Here is a 15810-nt window from a genome sequence, read left to right as displayed (position 1 = left end):
CGTCCGATCCCGGCGCCGTGTACGGCCTCACCCACCGTGTGTGAGCGGTTCCCTTCCTCGGATTCCTCCCGGCGCACCGCGACGGCGCGTCGCGTCACCGCACCGGCGCGCTATCGGGTGCGTCGGCGGCGACGCCGAGGTGCGACATGGCGCGGGCAGGGGAATGGTGGGCAGGTAGGGAATCCGGCCCGCCACCTCCACTGTCGGCCCGGCCCCCGGAAATCGGCCACACGGCACGGGCGGCCTTCCGTGACGGGTCCGGGCCTCCGAAAGCGTTGCCCCGTGGATTCGTCAGGCCGTTCGATGTGCGTACGGCCCCTGGAACCCACGGGGCCCCATGCCTTCCTCCGGCTGCTTCTCCGTCCAAAGGCGCGTCGTATGTCGAACGTCGAAGACACCACTCCTACCCCCGGCACACCGTGTTGGGTCAACCTGATGGCGCGGAACCTGGAAAAGGCACAGGGCTTCTACTCCGAGATCATGGGATGGGAGTTCCGTAGGAGCACGCTCGACGACGATCTCACGGTCGCGCTGGCCCACGGCGAGCGCGTCGCCGGAATCGGATGCTGCCGCGAGGCCGGTCAGCCGGTCATCTGGACGCCGTACTTCGCCGTCCGGGACGCGGACGAGACCGCGGGCAGGATCAGCGAGCGCGGCGCCACGCTGGCCGTCGGCCCCCTCCCGCTGGGGAACGGGCGCGCGGGCGTCGCCGCCGACCGCGACGGGGCCGTGTTCGGCTTCTGGGAAGGGCCCATCACGGCCTGGCGCGTGGGGCACGGCAACGCACCCGCCCGCCTGGACCTGGAGACCCGCGACGCCTTCGACGCCGCCATCTTCTACGCGGAGGTCTTCGGCTGGGCCCAGCCGCCCAGTGCGTGCACGGTCGATTACGCGCACGACCGCGTGCTCGTCCGGTCGGCGGGCCACACCCTCGCCACCGTGCACAGCCGGACGCCGGACCGCGATCCGGAAGGGGCGGCGCGCCCCCGATGGGTCGTCGACTTCCGAGTCGGGAACCCGGCGAGGACGGCTGCGGCGGCCGTCGCCGCCGGCGGGGACGCGGCGCCGGTCACCTCGCCGCTCTCCGCCTCCGGCAGCACCTTCGTCATCCACGACCCCGAAGGCGCGTTCTTCACCGTCTCCGGCGGCTGACCCCGCCGGAGAGGTACCGCTCCGGGGCCGTTCCTCGACGCACCGCACACGCCAGGCACAACCCCCACGCCGAGGAGGACAGAGCCATGAGCACAGCCCCGTGGCCGCGGGACCCCGCGCAGGACGCTCGCCGGCAGCAGCTTCCGCAGCAGAGCCAGCCGTATCCGGGATGGACCGAATCCATGGACCCACGCCCCGACCACGGTGAGGACAGCTATCGGGGCAGCGACCTGCTGACGGATCGCGTCGCGCTCCTGACCGGCGGGGACTCCGGCATCGGCCGGGCCGTGGCGCTGGCCTTCGCCCGCGAGGGCGCCGACGTCGTCTTCACCCATCTCAAGGAGGAGGCGGAAGAGGCCCGGACGACGGCCGTCCTGGTGGAGGCGGCGGGCCGACGTGCCGTGCCGGTGGTCTGCGACATCCGCGAGGAGGCCTCGTGCCGCGCCCTCGTCGACACGACGGTGTCGGAGTTCGGCCGTGTCGACGTCCTGATCAACAACGCCGCCTACCAGATGGCGCGGCCGGAGGGCATCGCGGGCATCTCCACCGACCAGTTCGACCGTGTGGTGCGGACCAACCTGTACGGCATGTTCTGGCTCTGCAGGATGGCACTGCCGCACATCCCCACCGGCGGCTCGGTCATCAACACGGCGTCGGTCCAGGGCTACCGGCCGAGTCCGCACCTCCTGGACTACGCGATGACGAAGGGGGCGATCGTGACGTTCACCCAGGGCCTCGCCCAGGAGCTGGCCTCCGGGGGGATCCGCGTCAACGCCGTGGCCCCGGGGCCGGTGTGGACCCCGCTGATCCCCGCCACGCTGCCCGACACCCGTGAGTTCGGGAAGGAGGCCCCTCTCGGACGTGCCGCCCAGCCGTCCGAGATCGCCCCCGCGTACGTCTTCCTCGCGTCGTCGAGGGCCTCGTTCATCACCGGTGAGGTCATGAACGTGACGGGCGGGACTCCGCTTCCCTGACCGCTCCGCGTCGACGCGGGTGCCCACCGGCCGGGTTCGCCTCAGACGAGACCCGGCCGGTCCCAGTGCCGGTGCGCGGCGACGGCGGAGGCGAACGCCGCCGCGAAGCGGTCGTCACCGACGTCCGCCGTCACCACCCCGTGGATGCCGACCGGGCCGCCCTCCTCCTCGGGCGGACGGCTGGTCACGGCCCCGGGGAGGAGTTCCGCCAGCGCGGCGACCCCGCCCCCGTAACCGCCGACGGGCTTGCCGTGCCGGTAGGCGTTGCGTACGAACCGGCGCACGGCGTCCTCGGTGAACTGCGCGCCGTCCGGCAGCAGGACCGCGTCGTAGAGCACGGCGGCGACGGTCGGGAGGGCCCGGTCGACCTCCAGTGTCCCGCCCTGGCTGGTGACGACGATCCCGTCCTGCGGGGCGAGGAGTTCGACGATCGCCCCCTCGGCGACCAGGGGGTCCCTGACCGCGTCGATCTGCGTCGCGTCGGCGCCGCCCGTGACCAGCGCGGCGATCTGCCGGGAGAGGATGGAGCCGTCGCCCCGCTGGTTCTCCAGGCTCAGTGCCGGGGAGGGGGCGGGCTCCGGCGTCACCGTCGGCTCGGGCAGCGGCACCCCGACGCCCTGTGCGACGCTCTGGGCGAGTTCGGTGTCCACCTGGACCAGTTGGGCCACGGTGCGGGCCCGGACGTCCATCGCCGACACCTTGCCCAGTTCGAAGCGGAACGCGTCGACGATGTGCTCCCGCTCCCAGTGCGACATGCTGCGCCAGAAGAGGGCCGCCTGGAGGTAGTGGTTCTCGAAGCTGGGACTGCGGCGGCGGACCGTGGTCCCGTCCACTCTTTCGGTGAGGTGCCGATAGGCACCGGAGTCGACGTCGGCGAGCACGGGACAGCCGACCCCCAGGGTGTTGGGGGTGTAGTTGGTTCCGGTGTGGATCTGTTCCTGGTGGAAGCCGTCGCGCTGGTTGTTGCGTACGTCGACGACCGGCCTGTTGACCGGGATGTGGGCGAAGTTGGGGCCGCCCAGCCTCAGAAGCTGCGTGTCGAGGTACGAGAAGTTCCGCGCCTGGAGCAGCGGGTCGTTGGTGAAGTCGATTCCGGGGACCACGTTGGCGGTGTGGAAGGCGACCTGCTCGGTCTCGGCGAAGAAGTTGTCGGGGTTGCGGTCGAGGACCATCCGGCCGATCGGCCGCACCGGGACGAGTTCCTCCGGCACGATCTTCGTCGCGTCGAGGAGGTCGAAGTCGAAGGAGTGCTCGTCCTTCTCGGGAATGAGCTGGACCCCCAGCTCCCACTCGGGGTACTGGCCGGCTTCGATGGCGTTCCAGAGGTCGCGCCGGTTGAAGTCGGGGTCGCGCCCCTGGACCTTCTGCGCCTCGTCCCAGACCAGGGAATGCACACCGAGCCGGGGTGTCCAGTGGAACTTCACGAACGTGCCCCGCCCCTCGGCGTCCACGAACCGGAACGTGTGGACGCCGAACCCCTGCATCATCCGGTAGCTGCGCGGGATCGCCCGGTCCGACATCAGCCACATGATCGTGTGCAGCGTCTCGGGCTGGAGGGACACGAAGTCCCAGAGGGTGTCGTGGGCGGACGCGCCGGTGGGGATGTCGTTGTGCGGTTCGGGCTTCACCGCGTGCACGAAGTCGGGGAACTTGATTCCGTCCTGGATGAAGAAGACGGGGAAGTTGTTGCCGACGAGGTCGTAATTCCCCTCGGACGTGTAGAACTTCGTCGCGAAGCCCCGTACGTCGCGCACCGTGTCCGCCGAACCGCGCGGGCCCTGCACGGTGGAGAACCGCACGAACACCGGGGTGCGGACGGCCGGGTCCTGGAGGAAGGCCGCCCGGGTGAACGCGGCACAGGATTCGTACGGTTCGAAGAATCCGTATGCCCCGGCCCCGCGGGCGTGGACCACTCGCTCGGGGATGCGCTCGTGGTCGAAGCGCGTGATCTTCTCGCGGAAGTGGAAGTCCTCCAGCAGGGTGGGGCCCCGGTTGCCGACCGTCAGTGAGTCGTCGGTGTGCTCGACCGCGACCCCCTGGTCCGTGGTCATCGGCCCGTCGGCCGGATCCGCGACGCGTGCGCCGTCCCGCTGGATCTGTTTGGCGTCGGTCATCTGCAACTCCTGTGCGCATCCGCGCTCGCTCCGGTCGGAGCGGCAAGGGCGGCTGGTGGGTTCGTCTCCAAGCGGGTATCCGGTGACCACGGTCGGTAACGCCGCCCGGGACCCGCTCCCTCCAACGGCCCCGGCAATCGGGCGGGTACAGGGCCAAGTGGGCCTCCCCGTCCCGCAAGGCGGTTGTGGGCGACCGGATCCTGCCGTGCCGCACTCTTCGTGTCCCTCATCTGCCCTGCTGTGAACGTTCGCGCCACGGGAGGCGGGACGGGCCGGTCCCTGATTGGCTGGTTGGAGGGGCTCGAACCGCCACGCCCGACCGCGATCCACCGGCATCACCCCGAGGAGGGCCGCATGCGTGCACTCACCTGGCAGGGACGACGGGACGTACGGGTGGAGACCGTCCCCGATCCACGCGTCGAGGACGCCACCGACATCGTCGTACGCGTCACCTCGACCGGGATCTGCGGTTCCGATCTGCATCTGTACGAAGTGCTCGGGCCCTACCTGGACCAGGGTGACGTGCTCGGTCACGAGCCCATGGGGGTGGTGGAGGAGGTGGGCCGCGACGTCACGGCGGTGCAGGTGGGCGACCGCGTCGTGGTCCCCTTCAACGTGTCGTGCGGCACGTGCTTCATGTGCGGGGCCGGGCTGCACTCGCAGTGCGAGACCACCCAGGTCCGCGAGCAGGGCACCGGCGCCGCGCTGTTCGGCTACACCAAGTTGTACGGGCAGGTGCCCGGCGGGCAGGCGGAGCTGCTGCGGGTGCCGTTCGGGAACACGCTGCCCATCCCCGTCCCGCACGGCCCGCCCGACGACCGCTACGTCTACCTCTCCGACGTGCTCCCCACCGCCTGGCAGGCCGTCCAGTACGCCTCCATACCTCCCGGGGGAAGCGTCACCGTGCTGGGGCTCGGCCCCATCGGTGACATGGCGGCCAGGATCGCCCGGCACCTCGGCGCCGGTCTGGTCGTCGGCGTCGACCTGGTGCCCGAACGCCTGGCCCGCGCGGCCTCGCGGGGCGTTCAGGTCTTCGACGTGAAACGCCTCGGCAAGGGGCTGCCGGACGCGATCCGGGAACTGACCGACGGCCGGGGGACCGACGCCGTCATCGACGCGGTCGGGATGGAGGCCCACGGCGCGCCGTTCGCGAAGTCCGCGCAGTGGGCCACCGGTCTGCTGCCCGACCTCGTCGCCCGGACCCTCATGGAGCACGCCGGGGTGGACCGCCTCGCCGCCCTGTACACCGCGATCGACGTGGTGCGTCGCGGCGGGACCATCTCCCTGTCCGGTGTCTACGGGGGCGCGGCGGACCCGCTGCCCCTGCTGACCCTGTTCGACAAGCAGATCCAGCTCCGCATGGGTCAGGCCAACGTCCTGCGCTGGGTGCCGGAGATCCTTCCGCTGCTCGACGACGAGGACGTGCTCGGGGTCGAGGGGTTCGCCACCCATCACCTCCCCCTGGAGGACGGTCCGAAGGCGTACGCGATGTTCCAGGAGAAGGAGGACGGGATGGTGAAGACGCTGCTGCGTCCGTAGGGCCTGTACGGCGGACGGCACGGACACGATCCTCGCAACCCTCCGGAAGGACGGAACACCATGGGCACACCCGTGGGACTGCGCGTGGTGGTGACGGGAGCCACCGGCAATGTGGGAACCAGCGTCGTCGAGTCGCTCGCGGCGGACCCCGGCGTGGCGGAGGTCGTCGGCCTGGCCCGCCGGCTGCCGTCGATCTCCGTGCCCAAGGTGCGGTGGGCCGCCGTGGACCTCTCCCGCGAGGACAGTCCGGCGGCGCTGGACGGGCTCCTCACCGGCGCGGACGCGGTCGTCCACCTGGCGTGGCGCTTCCAGCCGACGCATGATCCGGTGGTCACCTGGCGCAGCAACGTCCTGGGCTCCGTCCGGGTCTTCGACGCCGTGGCGCGGGCCGGGGTCCGGACCCTGGTGCACGCCTCGTCGGTGGGCGCGTACTCCCCCGGCCCGAAGAGCGTGCGGGGCGTGGACGAGAACTGGCCGACGCACGGGTGGCCGGATGCCGCCTACTGCCGGGAGAAGTCCTATCTGGAACGGGTGCTGGACTCGTTCGAGCTGCGTCGTCCGGACGTCCGGGTGGTGAGGATGCGTCCCGGCTTCCTCTTCAAGGAGCAGTCCGCCAGCGAGCAGCGCCGCATCTTCGCGGGCCGCCATCTGCCCGGTGTCCTGCTCCGGCCGGACCTGCTCCCGTTCGTCCCGGACCTGCCGGGGCTGCGGTTCCAGGTGCTGCACACCGATGACGCGGCCCGGGCCTACCGGGCGGCCGTGCTCACCGACGTGCACGGTCCGTTCAACCTGGCGGCGGAGCCGGTGCTCGGCCCCCGGGAGCTCGCCGACCTGCTCGGCGCCCGGGTGGTGCGCGTCCCGCCCGCCGTCGTCCGGACGGTCCTGTCGGCAGCGTGGCACGGCCGGGCCGTGCCCGCTTCCCCCCATCTCTTCGACGCGGTGCTCCGCCTCCCGGTCCTCGACTGCTCCCGCGCCCACGAGGTGCTGGGGTGGCGGCCGACCCGGTCGGCCCAGGAGGCGCTGTCGGAGTTCCTGCACGGCGTACGGACCGGGTCGGGCCTGGACACGCCGCCTCTGGTGGGCAGCACGTGGAAGTGAACGCGTCCGGGGGATGAGCCCCCTCGTGTCCGGAGTGGATCACCGGAGAGAGGAACCGTCATGGAACCCCAGACCTCCTCGCGGTCGCCGTCGCCGGATCGCGGCTCCGTCGACGGCGCGCCGATCGATGTCGTCGGCCTGGAGCGGGCGCTGCGGGCGGGCGTGCGGGGCGAGGTCCGGTTCGACGCGGGCAGCCGCGGCGCGTACTCCACGGACGGGTCGAACTACCGTCAGGTGCCCATCGGCGTGGTCGTGCCGCGCGACATCGACGCCGGGGCGGACGCGGTGCGGGTCTGCGCGCGGTTCGGCGCGCCGGTGCTGTCCAGGGGCGGCGGAACGAGCCTGGCCGGCCAGTGCACCAACGCCGCGGTGGTCGTCGACTGGACGAAGTACTGCCACAAGCTGGTGTCCGTGGAGCCGGACCGGGCGACCTGCGTGGTCGAGCCCGGGATCGTCCTGGACGAGCTGAACCGCCAACTCTCCTCGTACCGGCTGAAGTTCGGGCCGAAGCCCTCCACGCACAGCCACTGCGCGCTGGGCGGGATGATCGGGAACAACTCCTGCGGGGCGTCGGCCCAGGCGTACGGCAAGACGGTGGACAACGTGCGCCGCCTGGAGATCCTCACGTACGACGGAACGCGCTGCTGGGTCGGGCCCACCTCCCGCGAGGAGTACGAGGCCGTGCTGCGTTCCGGGGGCCGGCGCGCCGAGCTCTACGCCGGGCTGCGCCAGGTGGTCGACGAGCACCTGGCCGACATCCGCCACGGCTATCCCCGCATTCCGCGACGGGTGTCCGGCTACAACCTCGACTCGTTGCTGCCGGAGAACGGTTTCGACGTGGCGCGCGCGCTCGTCGGGAGCGAGGGCACCCTGGTCGTCGTCCTGCGCGCCGAGCTGGACCTGGTGCCCGTGCCCCGGTGCGAGGCGATGGTCGTCCTCGGTTACGACGACATCTGCGCGGCCGCCGACGACGTGCCCCGGGTGCTGGGCCACGGCGAACCGGAGCTGCTGGAGGCGTTGGACGGACGCATGGCCCAGCTCATGCGGGAGGAGGGCTCCCATCTGGAGTCGTTGGACACGTTCCCCGAGGGGGACAGCTGGCTTCTCGTCCAGTTCGGCGGGGACAGCCAGGACGACGTGGACGCCCGGGCGCGGGGACTCCTCGACGCGCTCGGCCGCGGCCCGGACGACCCGCGGGTCTCCTTCTCGGACGACCCCGGACGCGAACAGAAGATGCTCCGGGCCCGGGAGGCGGGGCTGGGGGTGACCGCGCGCCCGCCCGACGACCGGGAGACCTGGGAGGGGTGGGAGGACTCCGCCGTTCCGCCGGAACGGCTCGGCGACTACCTGCGCGACCTGAAGGACCTGTTCGCGGAGTTCGACTACGACCACCCCTCGCTCTACGGACACTTCGGGCAGGGCTGTGTCCACACGCGCATCCCGTTCGACCTCACGCACGCCGAGGGGATCGCCACGTTCCGCGCGTTCCTGTTCCGCGCGGCCGATCTCGTCGTCTCCTACGGCGGTTCGCTCTCGGGGGAGCACGGCGACGGGCAGGCGCGGGGCGAACTGCTGGAGCGGATGTTCGGCCGGCCGCTCGTCGACGCGTTCGGCGAGGTCAAGCGGCTCTTCGACCCGGGCGGCAGAATGAACCCGGGGAAGGTCGTCGCCCCGCACCGCACCGACGAGAACCTGAGGCTGGGCTCGGAGTGGCGCCCGGCCGACCCTGCCACCCACTTCGGATTCCCGCAGGACGACGGGTCCTTCACCACGGCGGTGAAGCGCTGCGTCGGCATCGGGAACTGCCGGACCCACTCCGGCGGGGTGATGTGCCCGTCGTTCCGGGCGACGGGCGAGGAGGAGCACTCCACGCGCGGCCGGGCCCGGCTGCTGTTCGAGATGCTCGGCGGGCACGACGACTCCCCCGTGACCGGCGGCTGGCACTCCCCCGAGGTCCGCGACGCGCTCGATCTCTGCCTCTCCTGCAAGGGGTGCCGCTCCGACTGCCCGGTGGGCGTCGACATGGCCACCTACAAGGCCGAGTTCCTCTCCCACCACTACGCGCACCGGCTGCGCCCGGCCGCCCACTACTCCCTGGGCTGGCTCCCGGTGTGGGCGCGGCTGACGCGCCTGGCACCGCGCGTGGTGAACGCCCTCCTCCACGCCCCTGGCCTCGCGCGCGCCGGGAAGCGGCTCGCGGGGGTGGCCGGCGAACGGAGCGCGCCGGTGTTCGCCCGGGAGTCCTTCCGGCAGTGGTGGGACTCCCGGGACGTGCCCGGGCCCGAGCCGGGGGACGAACATGCGGTCGTGCTGTGGCCGGACACGTTCAGCGACTCCTTCCACCCTGCCGTCGCGAAGGCGGCGGTGCGGGTCCTGGAGGACGCGGGATTCCGGGTGGCGGTCCCGGACCGGCGGGCGTGCTGCGGACTCACCTGGATCTCGACGGGTCAGCTCGGTGCGGCGCGGGCCGCGTTGCGCGGGACGGTGGAGGCGCTCCGGCCGTGGGTGGAGGCAGGCACCCCCGTCGTCGGGCTGGAGCCGTCGTGCGTCGCCGCCCTCCGCGTCGACGCCCCGGAGCTGATGCCGCGGGACCGGGACGTCCAGCGGCTGTCCCGGCAGGTGCGCACCTTCGCGGAACTCCTCGTCGGGGAGCTGCCCGACCAGGACTGGCAGCCGCCGAGGCTCGCCCGGTCCGCCGTCGTGCAGACCCACTGCCACCAGCACGCCGTGCTGAAGGACGACGCGGACCGCGAGCTCATGCGCCGCGCGGGCATCGAGGCGACCGTCCTGGACGAGGGGTGCTGCGGGCTCGCCGGGAACTTCGGCTTCGAGCGGGGGCACCACGGGCTCTCGCTCGCCATCGGTGAACTGGGGGTCCTGCCCTCCGTACGCGCCGCGCCTCCCGGGGCGCTCGTCCTGGCGGACGGCTTCAGCTGCCGTACGCAGATCGAGGAGGGCGGCACCGGCCGCCGGGCGATGCATCTGGCGGAGGCACTGGCCCTCGGGCTGGACGGCGGCCTTCCGTCCGACCGTCCGGAACGGCTCGTCGCGCGCCCCGAGGTGCCCGAGGGGGACGCGGGCCGGGCGACGGCCGCCGTCCTCGCCACCGTCGCGGCGGCGGGAGCGGGCGCGTACGGCCTGCTCCGGCACTGCCGTTCACGCACCTGAGGCAAGCCCCGGCCCCACCCACGCGGCACGGCACACCACACGACAGGAGACCAGGCCCATGAAGGTGTCCGACTACGTTCTTCAGCGTCTGCGCGAGTGGGAGGTGGACCATGTCTTCGCCTACGCGGGCGACGGCATCAACGGCCTCCTCGCCGCCTGGGGGCGCGCGGACAACGACCCGGAATTCGTCCAGGCCCGTCACGAGGAGATGGCCGCGTTCGAGGCGGTGGGCTACGCGAAGTTCTCCGGCAAGGTGGGGGTGTGCGCGGCCACCTCCGGCCCCGGCGCGATCCATCTGCTCAACGGTCTGTACGACGCGAAGCTCGACCACGTCCCCGTGGTGGCGCTCGTGGGCCAGACCAACCGCAGCGCGATGGGAGGCTCCTACCAGCAGGAGGTCGACCTGGTCAGCCTCTACAAGGACGTGGCGTCGGAGTTCTGCGAGATGGTGACCGTGCCCGAGCAGCTCCCCAACGTCATCGACCGGGCGTTCCGCACCGCGTACGCCGGGCGCACGGTGACGGCGGTCATCCTCCCCGCGGACGTCCAGGAGCTCGACTACTCCCCGCCCACCCACGCCTTCAAGATGGTGCCGTCCAGCCTGGGGCTGGCGTCCTCGGCCGCACTGCCCTCGCCCCAGGACCTCGCACACGCCGCCGACGTGCTGAACGCGGGCGAGAAAGTGGCCGTGCTCATCGGCCAGGGCGCTCGGAACGCGCGGGCGGAGGTCGAGGAACTCGCCGATGTGCTGGGGGCGGGGGTCGCCAAGGCGCTGCTGGGCAAGGACGTCCTCTCGGACGAACTCCCCTATGTGACCGGCGCGATCGGACTGCTGGGCACCCGGCCCTCGTACGAGCTGATGCGGGACTGCGACACGTTGCTGGTGGTGGGGTCGAGCTTCCCGTACACGCAGTTCCTCCCCGAACTGGACCAGGCGCGCGCGGTGCAGATCGACATCGATCCGCGCATGATCGGGCTCAGGTATCCCTTCGAGGTGAACCTCGCCGGTGACGCGAAGGAGACCCTCGGGGCGCTGCTCCCCCTGCTGAAACGGAAGAAGCACGGCGCCTGGCGCAAGAAGATCGAGAAGGACACCGCCCGCTGGTGGGAGGTGATGGGGCGGCGCGCCGCCGTGGCCGCCGACCCGCTCAACCCGGAGTACGTCGTGCACACGCTCGACGCCCTGCTGCCCGACGACGTCATGATCTCCGCCGACTCCGGTTCCGGAGCCAACTGGTACGCGCGCCATCTGCGGATGCGCGGGCGGATGCGCGGCTCGCTCTCGGGAACGCTCGCCACCATGGGGCCCGGGGTCCCCTACGCGATCGGGGCCAAGTTCGCGCATCCCGACCGGCCCGCGCTGGCGCTGGTGGGGGACGGTGCCATGCAGATGAACGGTATGGCGGAGCTGATCACCGTCGCGAAGTACTGGTCGCAGTGGCGCGATCCGCGGCTGATCGTCGCCGTGCTCAACAACCAGGACCTGAACCAGGTCACCTGGGAGATGCGCGCCATGTCGGGAGCCCCGCAGTTCCTTCCCTCCCAGTCCCTGCCCGATGTCCGGTACGGCGACTTCGCGCACCTGATCGGACTGGTCGGGACGCGGGTGGAGAAGCCCGAGGACGTCGAGGAAGCCTGGCGCCGCGCGCTCAGTGCCGACCGCCCCTTCGTCATCGACTTCGTCACCGACCCGGCCGTCCCCCCGATCCCTCCGCACGCCACCCGGGAGCAGGCCGAGGCGCTGGTCGCCGCCACCGTCAAGGGCGACAGCGACCGCGGCGGCATCATCAGGCAGGGGCTCAAGGCCAAGGTGCAGGAGATGCTGCCCGGACACCACCGGCGCGGCGAATCCCCGGAGGCCGGATGACCGGGCCGAACGCGGTTCCGGCGGACTCCGGGCCCCGGGTGTCCGCCGTCGGGGCCGCGGCGTACACCGTGCCGACGGACAGCCCCGAGGGGGACGGCACGCTCGCGTGGAAGGAGACCACACTGGTCGTCGTCCACGCGCGCTCCGACGGGGCGACGGGGCTCGGCTACACCTACGGCGCCGCCGCGGCCACGGCCGTCGTCGAGGACCTGCTGGCCGGGGTGGTGACGGGTCTGCGCGCCTGGGATCCGCCCGGCGCCAACGAGGCGATGCGCCGCGCCGTACGCAACGCGGGGTACCCCGGGCTGGTGGCGGGCGCCGTCTCCGCCGTCGACATCGCCCTGTGGGATCTGAAGGCGCGGCTGCTGGGGCTCCCGCTCGTCGATCTGCTGGGCGCCGTCACGCCCGACGTCCCGGTGTACGGAAGCGGCGGGTTCACCACGTACTCCGCGCGCCAGCAGGACCATCAACTCCGCGGCTGGGTCGAGACGCTGGGGATTCCCCGGGTCAAGATGAAGATCGGGGAGTCGTGGGGCAAGGAGGAACGACGGGACCGGACGCGGATCGCCGCCGCGCGCTCCAGCATCGGCGAAGCCGCGGAACTGTACGTGGACGCCAACGGCGCCTACACCCGCAAGCAGGCGATCCGGCTGGCCTCCTTCCTCGGCGACGAGGCGGTGACCTGGTTCGAGGAGCCCGTCTCCTCCGAGGACCTGGCGGGGCTGGCCCGGGTCCGGGCGGCCGTACTCCCCGATGTGACCGCCGGTGAGTACGGCTGCACACCGGCCTACTTCCGCGCGATGGTCGACGCGGGCGCGGTGGACTGCCTCCAGGCGGACGCGACCCGGTGCGGGGGCGTCACCGGATGGCTGCGCGCCGCGGCCCTGGCCGACGCCGCCGGTCTCCAGCTCTCCGCCCACTGCGCCCCGCACGTCCACGCCCACACGGCCGCCGCCATCCCCAACCTGCGCCACGCGGAGTGGTTCCACGACCACGTACGCGTCGAACAGCGCCTCCTGGACGGCGTACTGTCCCCCGCCGGCGGCACGGTCCGTCCGGGCGGCACGGGGCGGCCGGGGCTCGGCCTGGAGCTGAGCGAGGAGAGCGCCGAACGCTACCGCGTCGGCCCGTGACCACGGCTCGACCGCGCATCCGGAGCACCCTGTCCGTCACCTGCTCCACGACCGCGCGCCAGGGCCTCGCGGGCGGCGAGGCCGCCCGCGACCCTGAACGCCAGTTCGTGCGAGCCGAATATGTCGGTACGGATGCTCCGCAGCACCACCCGCACGGAGACCACGAGTCCGTGCCCGGACGCGCTCAGCTCCTCCTGGATCCCGGCGGCGGCAGCGGCGACGAGGCGCGACAGGTCGTCCGGGGGATCGCCCGCCGACGGCAGCCCTTCGGGCACCTCGAAGGCGAAGCCCCCGGCCGCGGGCTCGGAGTCCACTTCCAACTCCGCGAACTGCGGCGCACAGTTCTGCCTCCGGTGCAGCACACGCACACCACGGATCGGACGGGGCGGGAACAGCGGCGGCGCTGACGTCATGCCGGAACGGTATCCCCACCGGGCCGCACCGGGTGGGTCGAGCGGAGTGCCCGCGAGGCGGGACCGGTCGCCGTCATGCCAGCGGCTCCCAACGGATTCCGCTTCCGGCCAGCACACTGGACGCCTCGGCGGCGCTGAGCGGCAGGGGCAGGGGGCGGCGGAGGCGGATCCTGGTGAGTTCGCGGTGCGCACGGACCAGGGCGGCGAAGTCCCTGGGGAACGCGGAGGCGTTGACGCCTGTCAGGGTGCCGATCTTCCGCGCCCGGTCGACCGTTCGCTGCCACGCGCGCGCACTCGCCAGACCGATCGACTCCGTGCCGTGGTTGAACAGCAGCGCCCGGATCTCGTCGTAGGGATCGGTGGCGTCCAGGTAGGCGTCGAGACCGGCGCGGGAGGATTCGGTGGGGAACACGGTCCAGTAGGGCACCGACCCGGTGAGCAGTGCCTGCCGCGGGTCGAGCAGGAGGAACGACTCGGCCAGCAGGCGTTCCGCCGGCAGTCCGAGCCGCCGGTACCAGTGCCGGTACAGGTCGGCCACGGCGGGGCTGAGCCGCTGCGGGGTGTCGAAGCGGAGGGCGGAGAGCGGCGTCCCGCACTGTTCGGCGAGGCCCGCCAGGTCGTCGAGGAGCGTCGGACGGAATCCCCACTCCGCCTCGGGGCTCTCCCCGTCCGCGGCGGGCGGGTTCCAGCTCCGTACCGGCGAGCCGTAGCGGGCCAGGAATTCCGCGACCCGGGGGCCGCCGTGGCGGTACTCCTCGGGGGTGGCGTCGCCGGGGGCGCCGAACTGGAAGACGTACCGGTCGTCGACGGTCGTGGTGGGCCAGCTCAGTGCGCAGTCGACGGCGACGAGCAGGCCGCCGGGCTCCAGGCGCTCCCGGACGAACCGGCGGTACGCGCCGGGCAGCCGATGCCACTTGACGCGGAAGTACGTCATGCCCGCGATCATGAGGCGGTCCTGGTTGGGGTCGTGCATGTGGTGCAGGACCAGGTCCGGGTTGGCGGCGAGGAGTTCCCGCCCCGCTCCGGCGACGGCGGCCAGGTCGCCGCGCGGGTCGTCCACGGCGACGCCCCGGCGCCGCATCGGAAGGAGGAGCGTCTGGGGGAGCCAGGCGGCGTCCAGGGCCGCCGCCAAGTGCGTCAGCGCGCCGTTGCTGGAGCCGATGAAGATCACCGGGTAGCGGCGTCGCGGGTAGTGGCCGGTGACCCATGCGGCAAGCTCGTCGGAGCGGATGGCACCGGCCGAGGAGAGCGGGACCGCGCCCGTCCAGCCGCTGAGTGCGTACGCCTTCTCCCTCACCCGGACCGGCAGCCGGTCGAGTGCGCCCAGGAAGCCGGACAACGGGATCTCCAACGCGCCGGGAGCCTGGCCGAGGCCCGGATTCTCCCGGCCTCCCAGGAACCGGGAGAGCGCGCGCAGCATGCCGGTCGAGGAGTCGAACGCGGCGACCGCCCTGGATGCCTTCACGCTCCGCTCCCCCGTCCGCCGCCGACACCGACCGATCCGCACCGATCAGCGAGGAACTCCCTGACGATCGAGGCCAGTTCGGCCGGGCGTCGATGGGGGACCATGTGTCCGGCCCCCTCGACCACGGCCAGTCGGCCGGACGGCAGCAGCGCGGTCGCCTCCTCCGCCCACTCCTGGGGGACCAGCCGGTCCGTGGACCCCCGCACCACGAGCGTGGGTGCGTGGACGTGCGGCAGTTTGTCCTCGACGCGGTCGCGCAGGGCCTCGGCGAACGCCCACCGTACGCGCCGCAGTCCGGCGTCCCGGTAGTCGGCGACGTTCAGCCGGGCCATCGAGGGCCGCTCGTACGGGGCGTTGCGCAGCCAGCGGACCAGTTGCCGCGGGGCCGTGCGGGCCTTGGGGTCGACCGTGGGCCCCACCAGGACGAGGCCCGCTACGCGGTCGGGGTACCGGACCGCGACGTCGACGGCGATCTGGCAGCCGAAGGAACCTCCCAGCAGCACGACCGGCTCCGGTCCCGTGGCGGGCAGCCACTGGACGAGCGCGTCCGCGAGCGCGCGCAACGGCATGCGGCCGGACGGTGCCGCGCTGGCGCCGCAGCCGGGCAGATCGACGGCCCAGGTGTCGTGCTGTCCGCCGAGTTCCGCCAGGAACGGGCGGAAGGCCCGGCTGGAGATGCCGGCGCCGTGCACGCAGACCACCGGTGGTCCTCCCGGTCCGGGCGCTCGCCGGCCGACCATCGGGAAGCCGTCCACCTGCACGGTGACGCGTCGCATGGGCGTCGGTACCTCGTTCCTCGCCCGAGCCGTACGGGCGATCGGGTCCGTCACGGCCTTCGGGCCGCCCTCGTAGGAGACGTATCACCGCGGCACGCGCGGTAAACAGCG

11 protein-coding genes are annotated in these 15810 nt (G+C 72.4%); 7 read left to right on the top strand and 4 right to left on the bottom strand.

Annotated elements, in window-relative coordinates; genetic code table 11:
• Positions 1 to 378: 378 nt before the first annotated feature.
• Both ACF08W_RS03040 and ACF08W_RS03035 read left to right on the top strand, forming a co-directional pair.
• Complete coding sequence (locus ACF08W_RS03040; RefSeq protein WP_392278195.1) at positions 379 to 1152, top strand: VOC family protein; 774 nt, start codon at positions 379 to 381, stop codon at positions 1150 to 1152.
• Positions 1153 to 1238: 86 nt separating this feature from the next.
• On the top strand, positions 1239 to 2126 hold the full coding sequence (locus ACF08W_RS03035) for a glucose 1-dehydrogenase (RefSeq protein WP_392278194.1): 888 nt from the start codon (positions 1239 to 1241) through the stop codon (positions 2124 to 2126).
• Positions 2127 to 2167: 41 nt separating this feature from the next.
• On the opposite strand, the gene ACF08W_RS03030 is transcribed toward ACF08W_RS03035, so the two are convergent.
• Positions 2168 to 4240 (bottom strand): catalase, encoded by a 2073-nt coding sequence (locus ACF08W_RS03030; RefSeq protein WP_392278193.1) that lies wholly within the window; start codon positions 4238 to 4240, stop codon positions 2168 to 2170.
• Between the two features lie 354 nt (positions 4241 to 4594).
• On the opposite strand from ACF08W_RS03030, the gene ACF08W_RS03025 reads away from it, so the two are divergent.
• The 5 genes from ACF08W_RS03025 to ACF08W_RS03005 are packed head-to-tail and all read left to right on the top strand — an operon-like array spanning position 4595 to position 13045.
• The gene (locus ACF08W_RS03025; RefSeq protein ID WP_352276692.1) at positions 4595 to 5779 is read left to right on the top strand and encodes an alcohol dehydrogenase catalytic domain-containing protein; all 1185 of its coding nucleotides are present in this window, start codon (positions 4595 to 4597) and stop codon (positions 5777 to 5779) included.
• 60 nt (positions 5780 to 5839) lie between these two features.
• A complete protein-coding gene (locus tag ACF08W_RS03020; protein ID WP_352276691.1) occupies positions 5840 to 6877 on the top strand; it encodes an NAD-dependent epimerase/dehydratase family protein in 1038 nt (345 codons plus the stop codon).
• A gap of 60 nt (positions 6878 to 6937) precedes the next feature.
• On the top strand, positions 6938 to 10045 hold the full coding sequence (locus ACF08W_RS03015) for an FAD-binding and (Fe-S)-binding domain-containing protein (protein ID WP_392278192.1): 3108 nt from the start codon (positions 6938 to 6940) through the stop codon (positions 10043 to 10045).
• Between the two features lie 58 nt (positions 10046 to 10103).
• Positions 10104 to 11912 (top strand): thiamine pyrophosphate-requiring protein, encoded by a 1809-nt coding sequence (locus ACF08W_RS03010; protein WP_392278191.1) that lies wholly within the window; start codon positions 10104 to 10106, stop codon positions 11910 to 11912.
• Entirely contained in the window at positions 11909 to 13045 is a 1137-nt protein-coding gene (locus tag ACF08W_RS03005) for an enolase C-terminal domain-like protein (protein ID WP_392278190.1), read from the top strand. The genes ACF08W_RS03010 and ACF08W_RS03005 overlap by 4 nt, the downstream gene beginning before the upstream one ends.
• Here ACF08W_RS03005 and ACF08W_RS03000 read toward each other — a convergent pair.
• From ACF08W_RS03000 to ACF08W_RS02990, 3 genes are all read right to left on the bottom strand, one after another.
• Positions 13027 to 13458: a hypothetical protein gene (locus ACF08W_RS03000; protein WP_392278189.1), complete on the bottom strand. Its 432-nt coding sequence runs from the start codon at positions 13456 to 13458 to the stop codon at positions 13027 to 13029. The two genes, ACF08W_RS03005 and ACF08W_RS03000, sit on opposite strands and share 19 nt — an antisense overlap.
• Positions 13459 to 13531: 73 nt before the next feature.
• Complete coding sequence (locus ACF08W_RS02995) at positions 13532 to 14923, bottom strand: hypothetical protein (protein ID WP_392278188.1); 1392 nt, start codon at positions 14921 to 14923, stop codon at positions 13532 to 13534.
• A complete protein-coding gene (locus ACF08W_RS02990) occupies positions 14920 to 15699 on the bottom strand; it encodes an alpha/beta fold hydrolase (protein ID WP_392278187.1) in 780 nt (259 codons plus the stop codon). The genes ACF08W_RS02995 and ACF08W_RS02990 overlap by 4 nt, the downstream gene beginning before the upstream one ends.
• Positions 15700 to 15810 lie beyond the last annotated feature (111 nt).

This window comes from Streptomyces sp. NPDC015144, from assembly GCF_043079735.1.
In the GTDB taxonomy this organism is placed as follows: Bacteria; Actinomycetota; Actinomycetes; order Streptomycetales; family Streptomycetaceae; genus Streptomyces.
The sequence above is the reverse complement of the archived record's forward strand: the minus strand, read 5'-3'. Positions and strand labels throughout refer to the sequence as shown.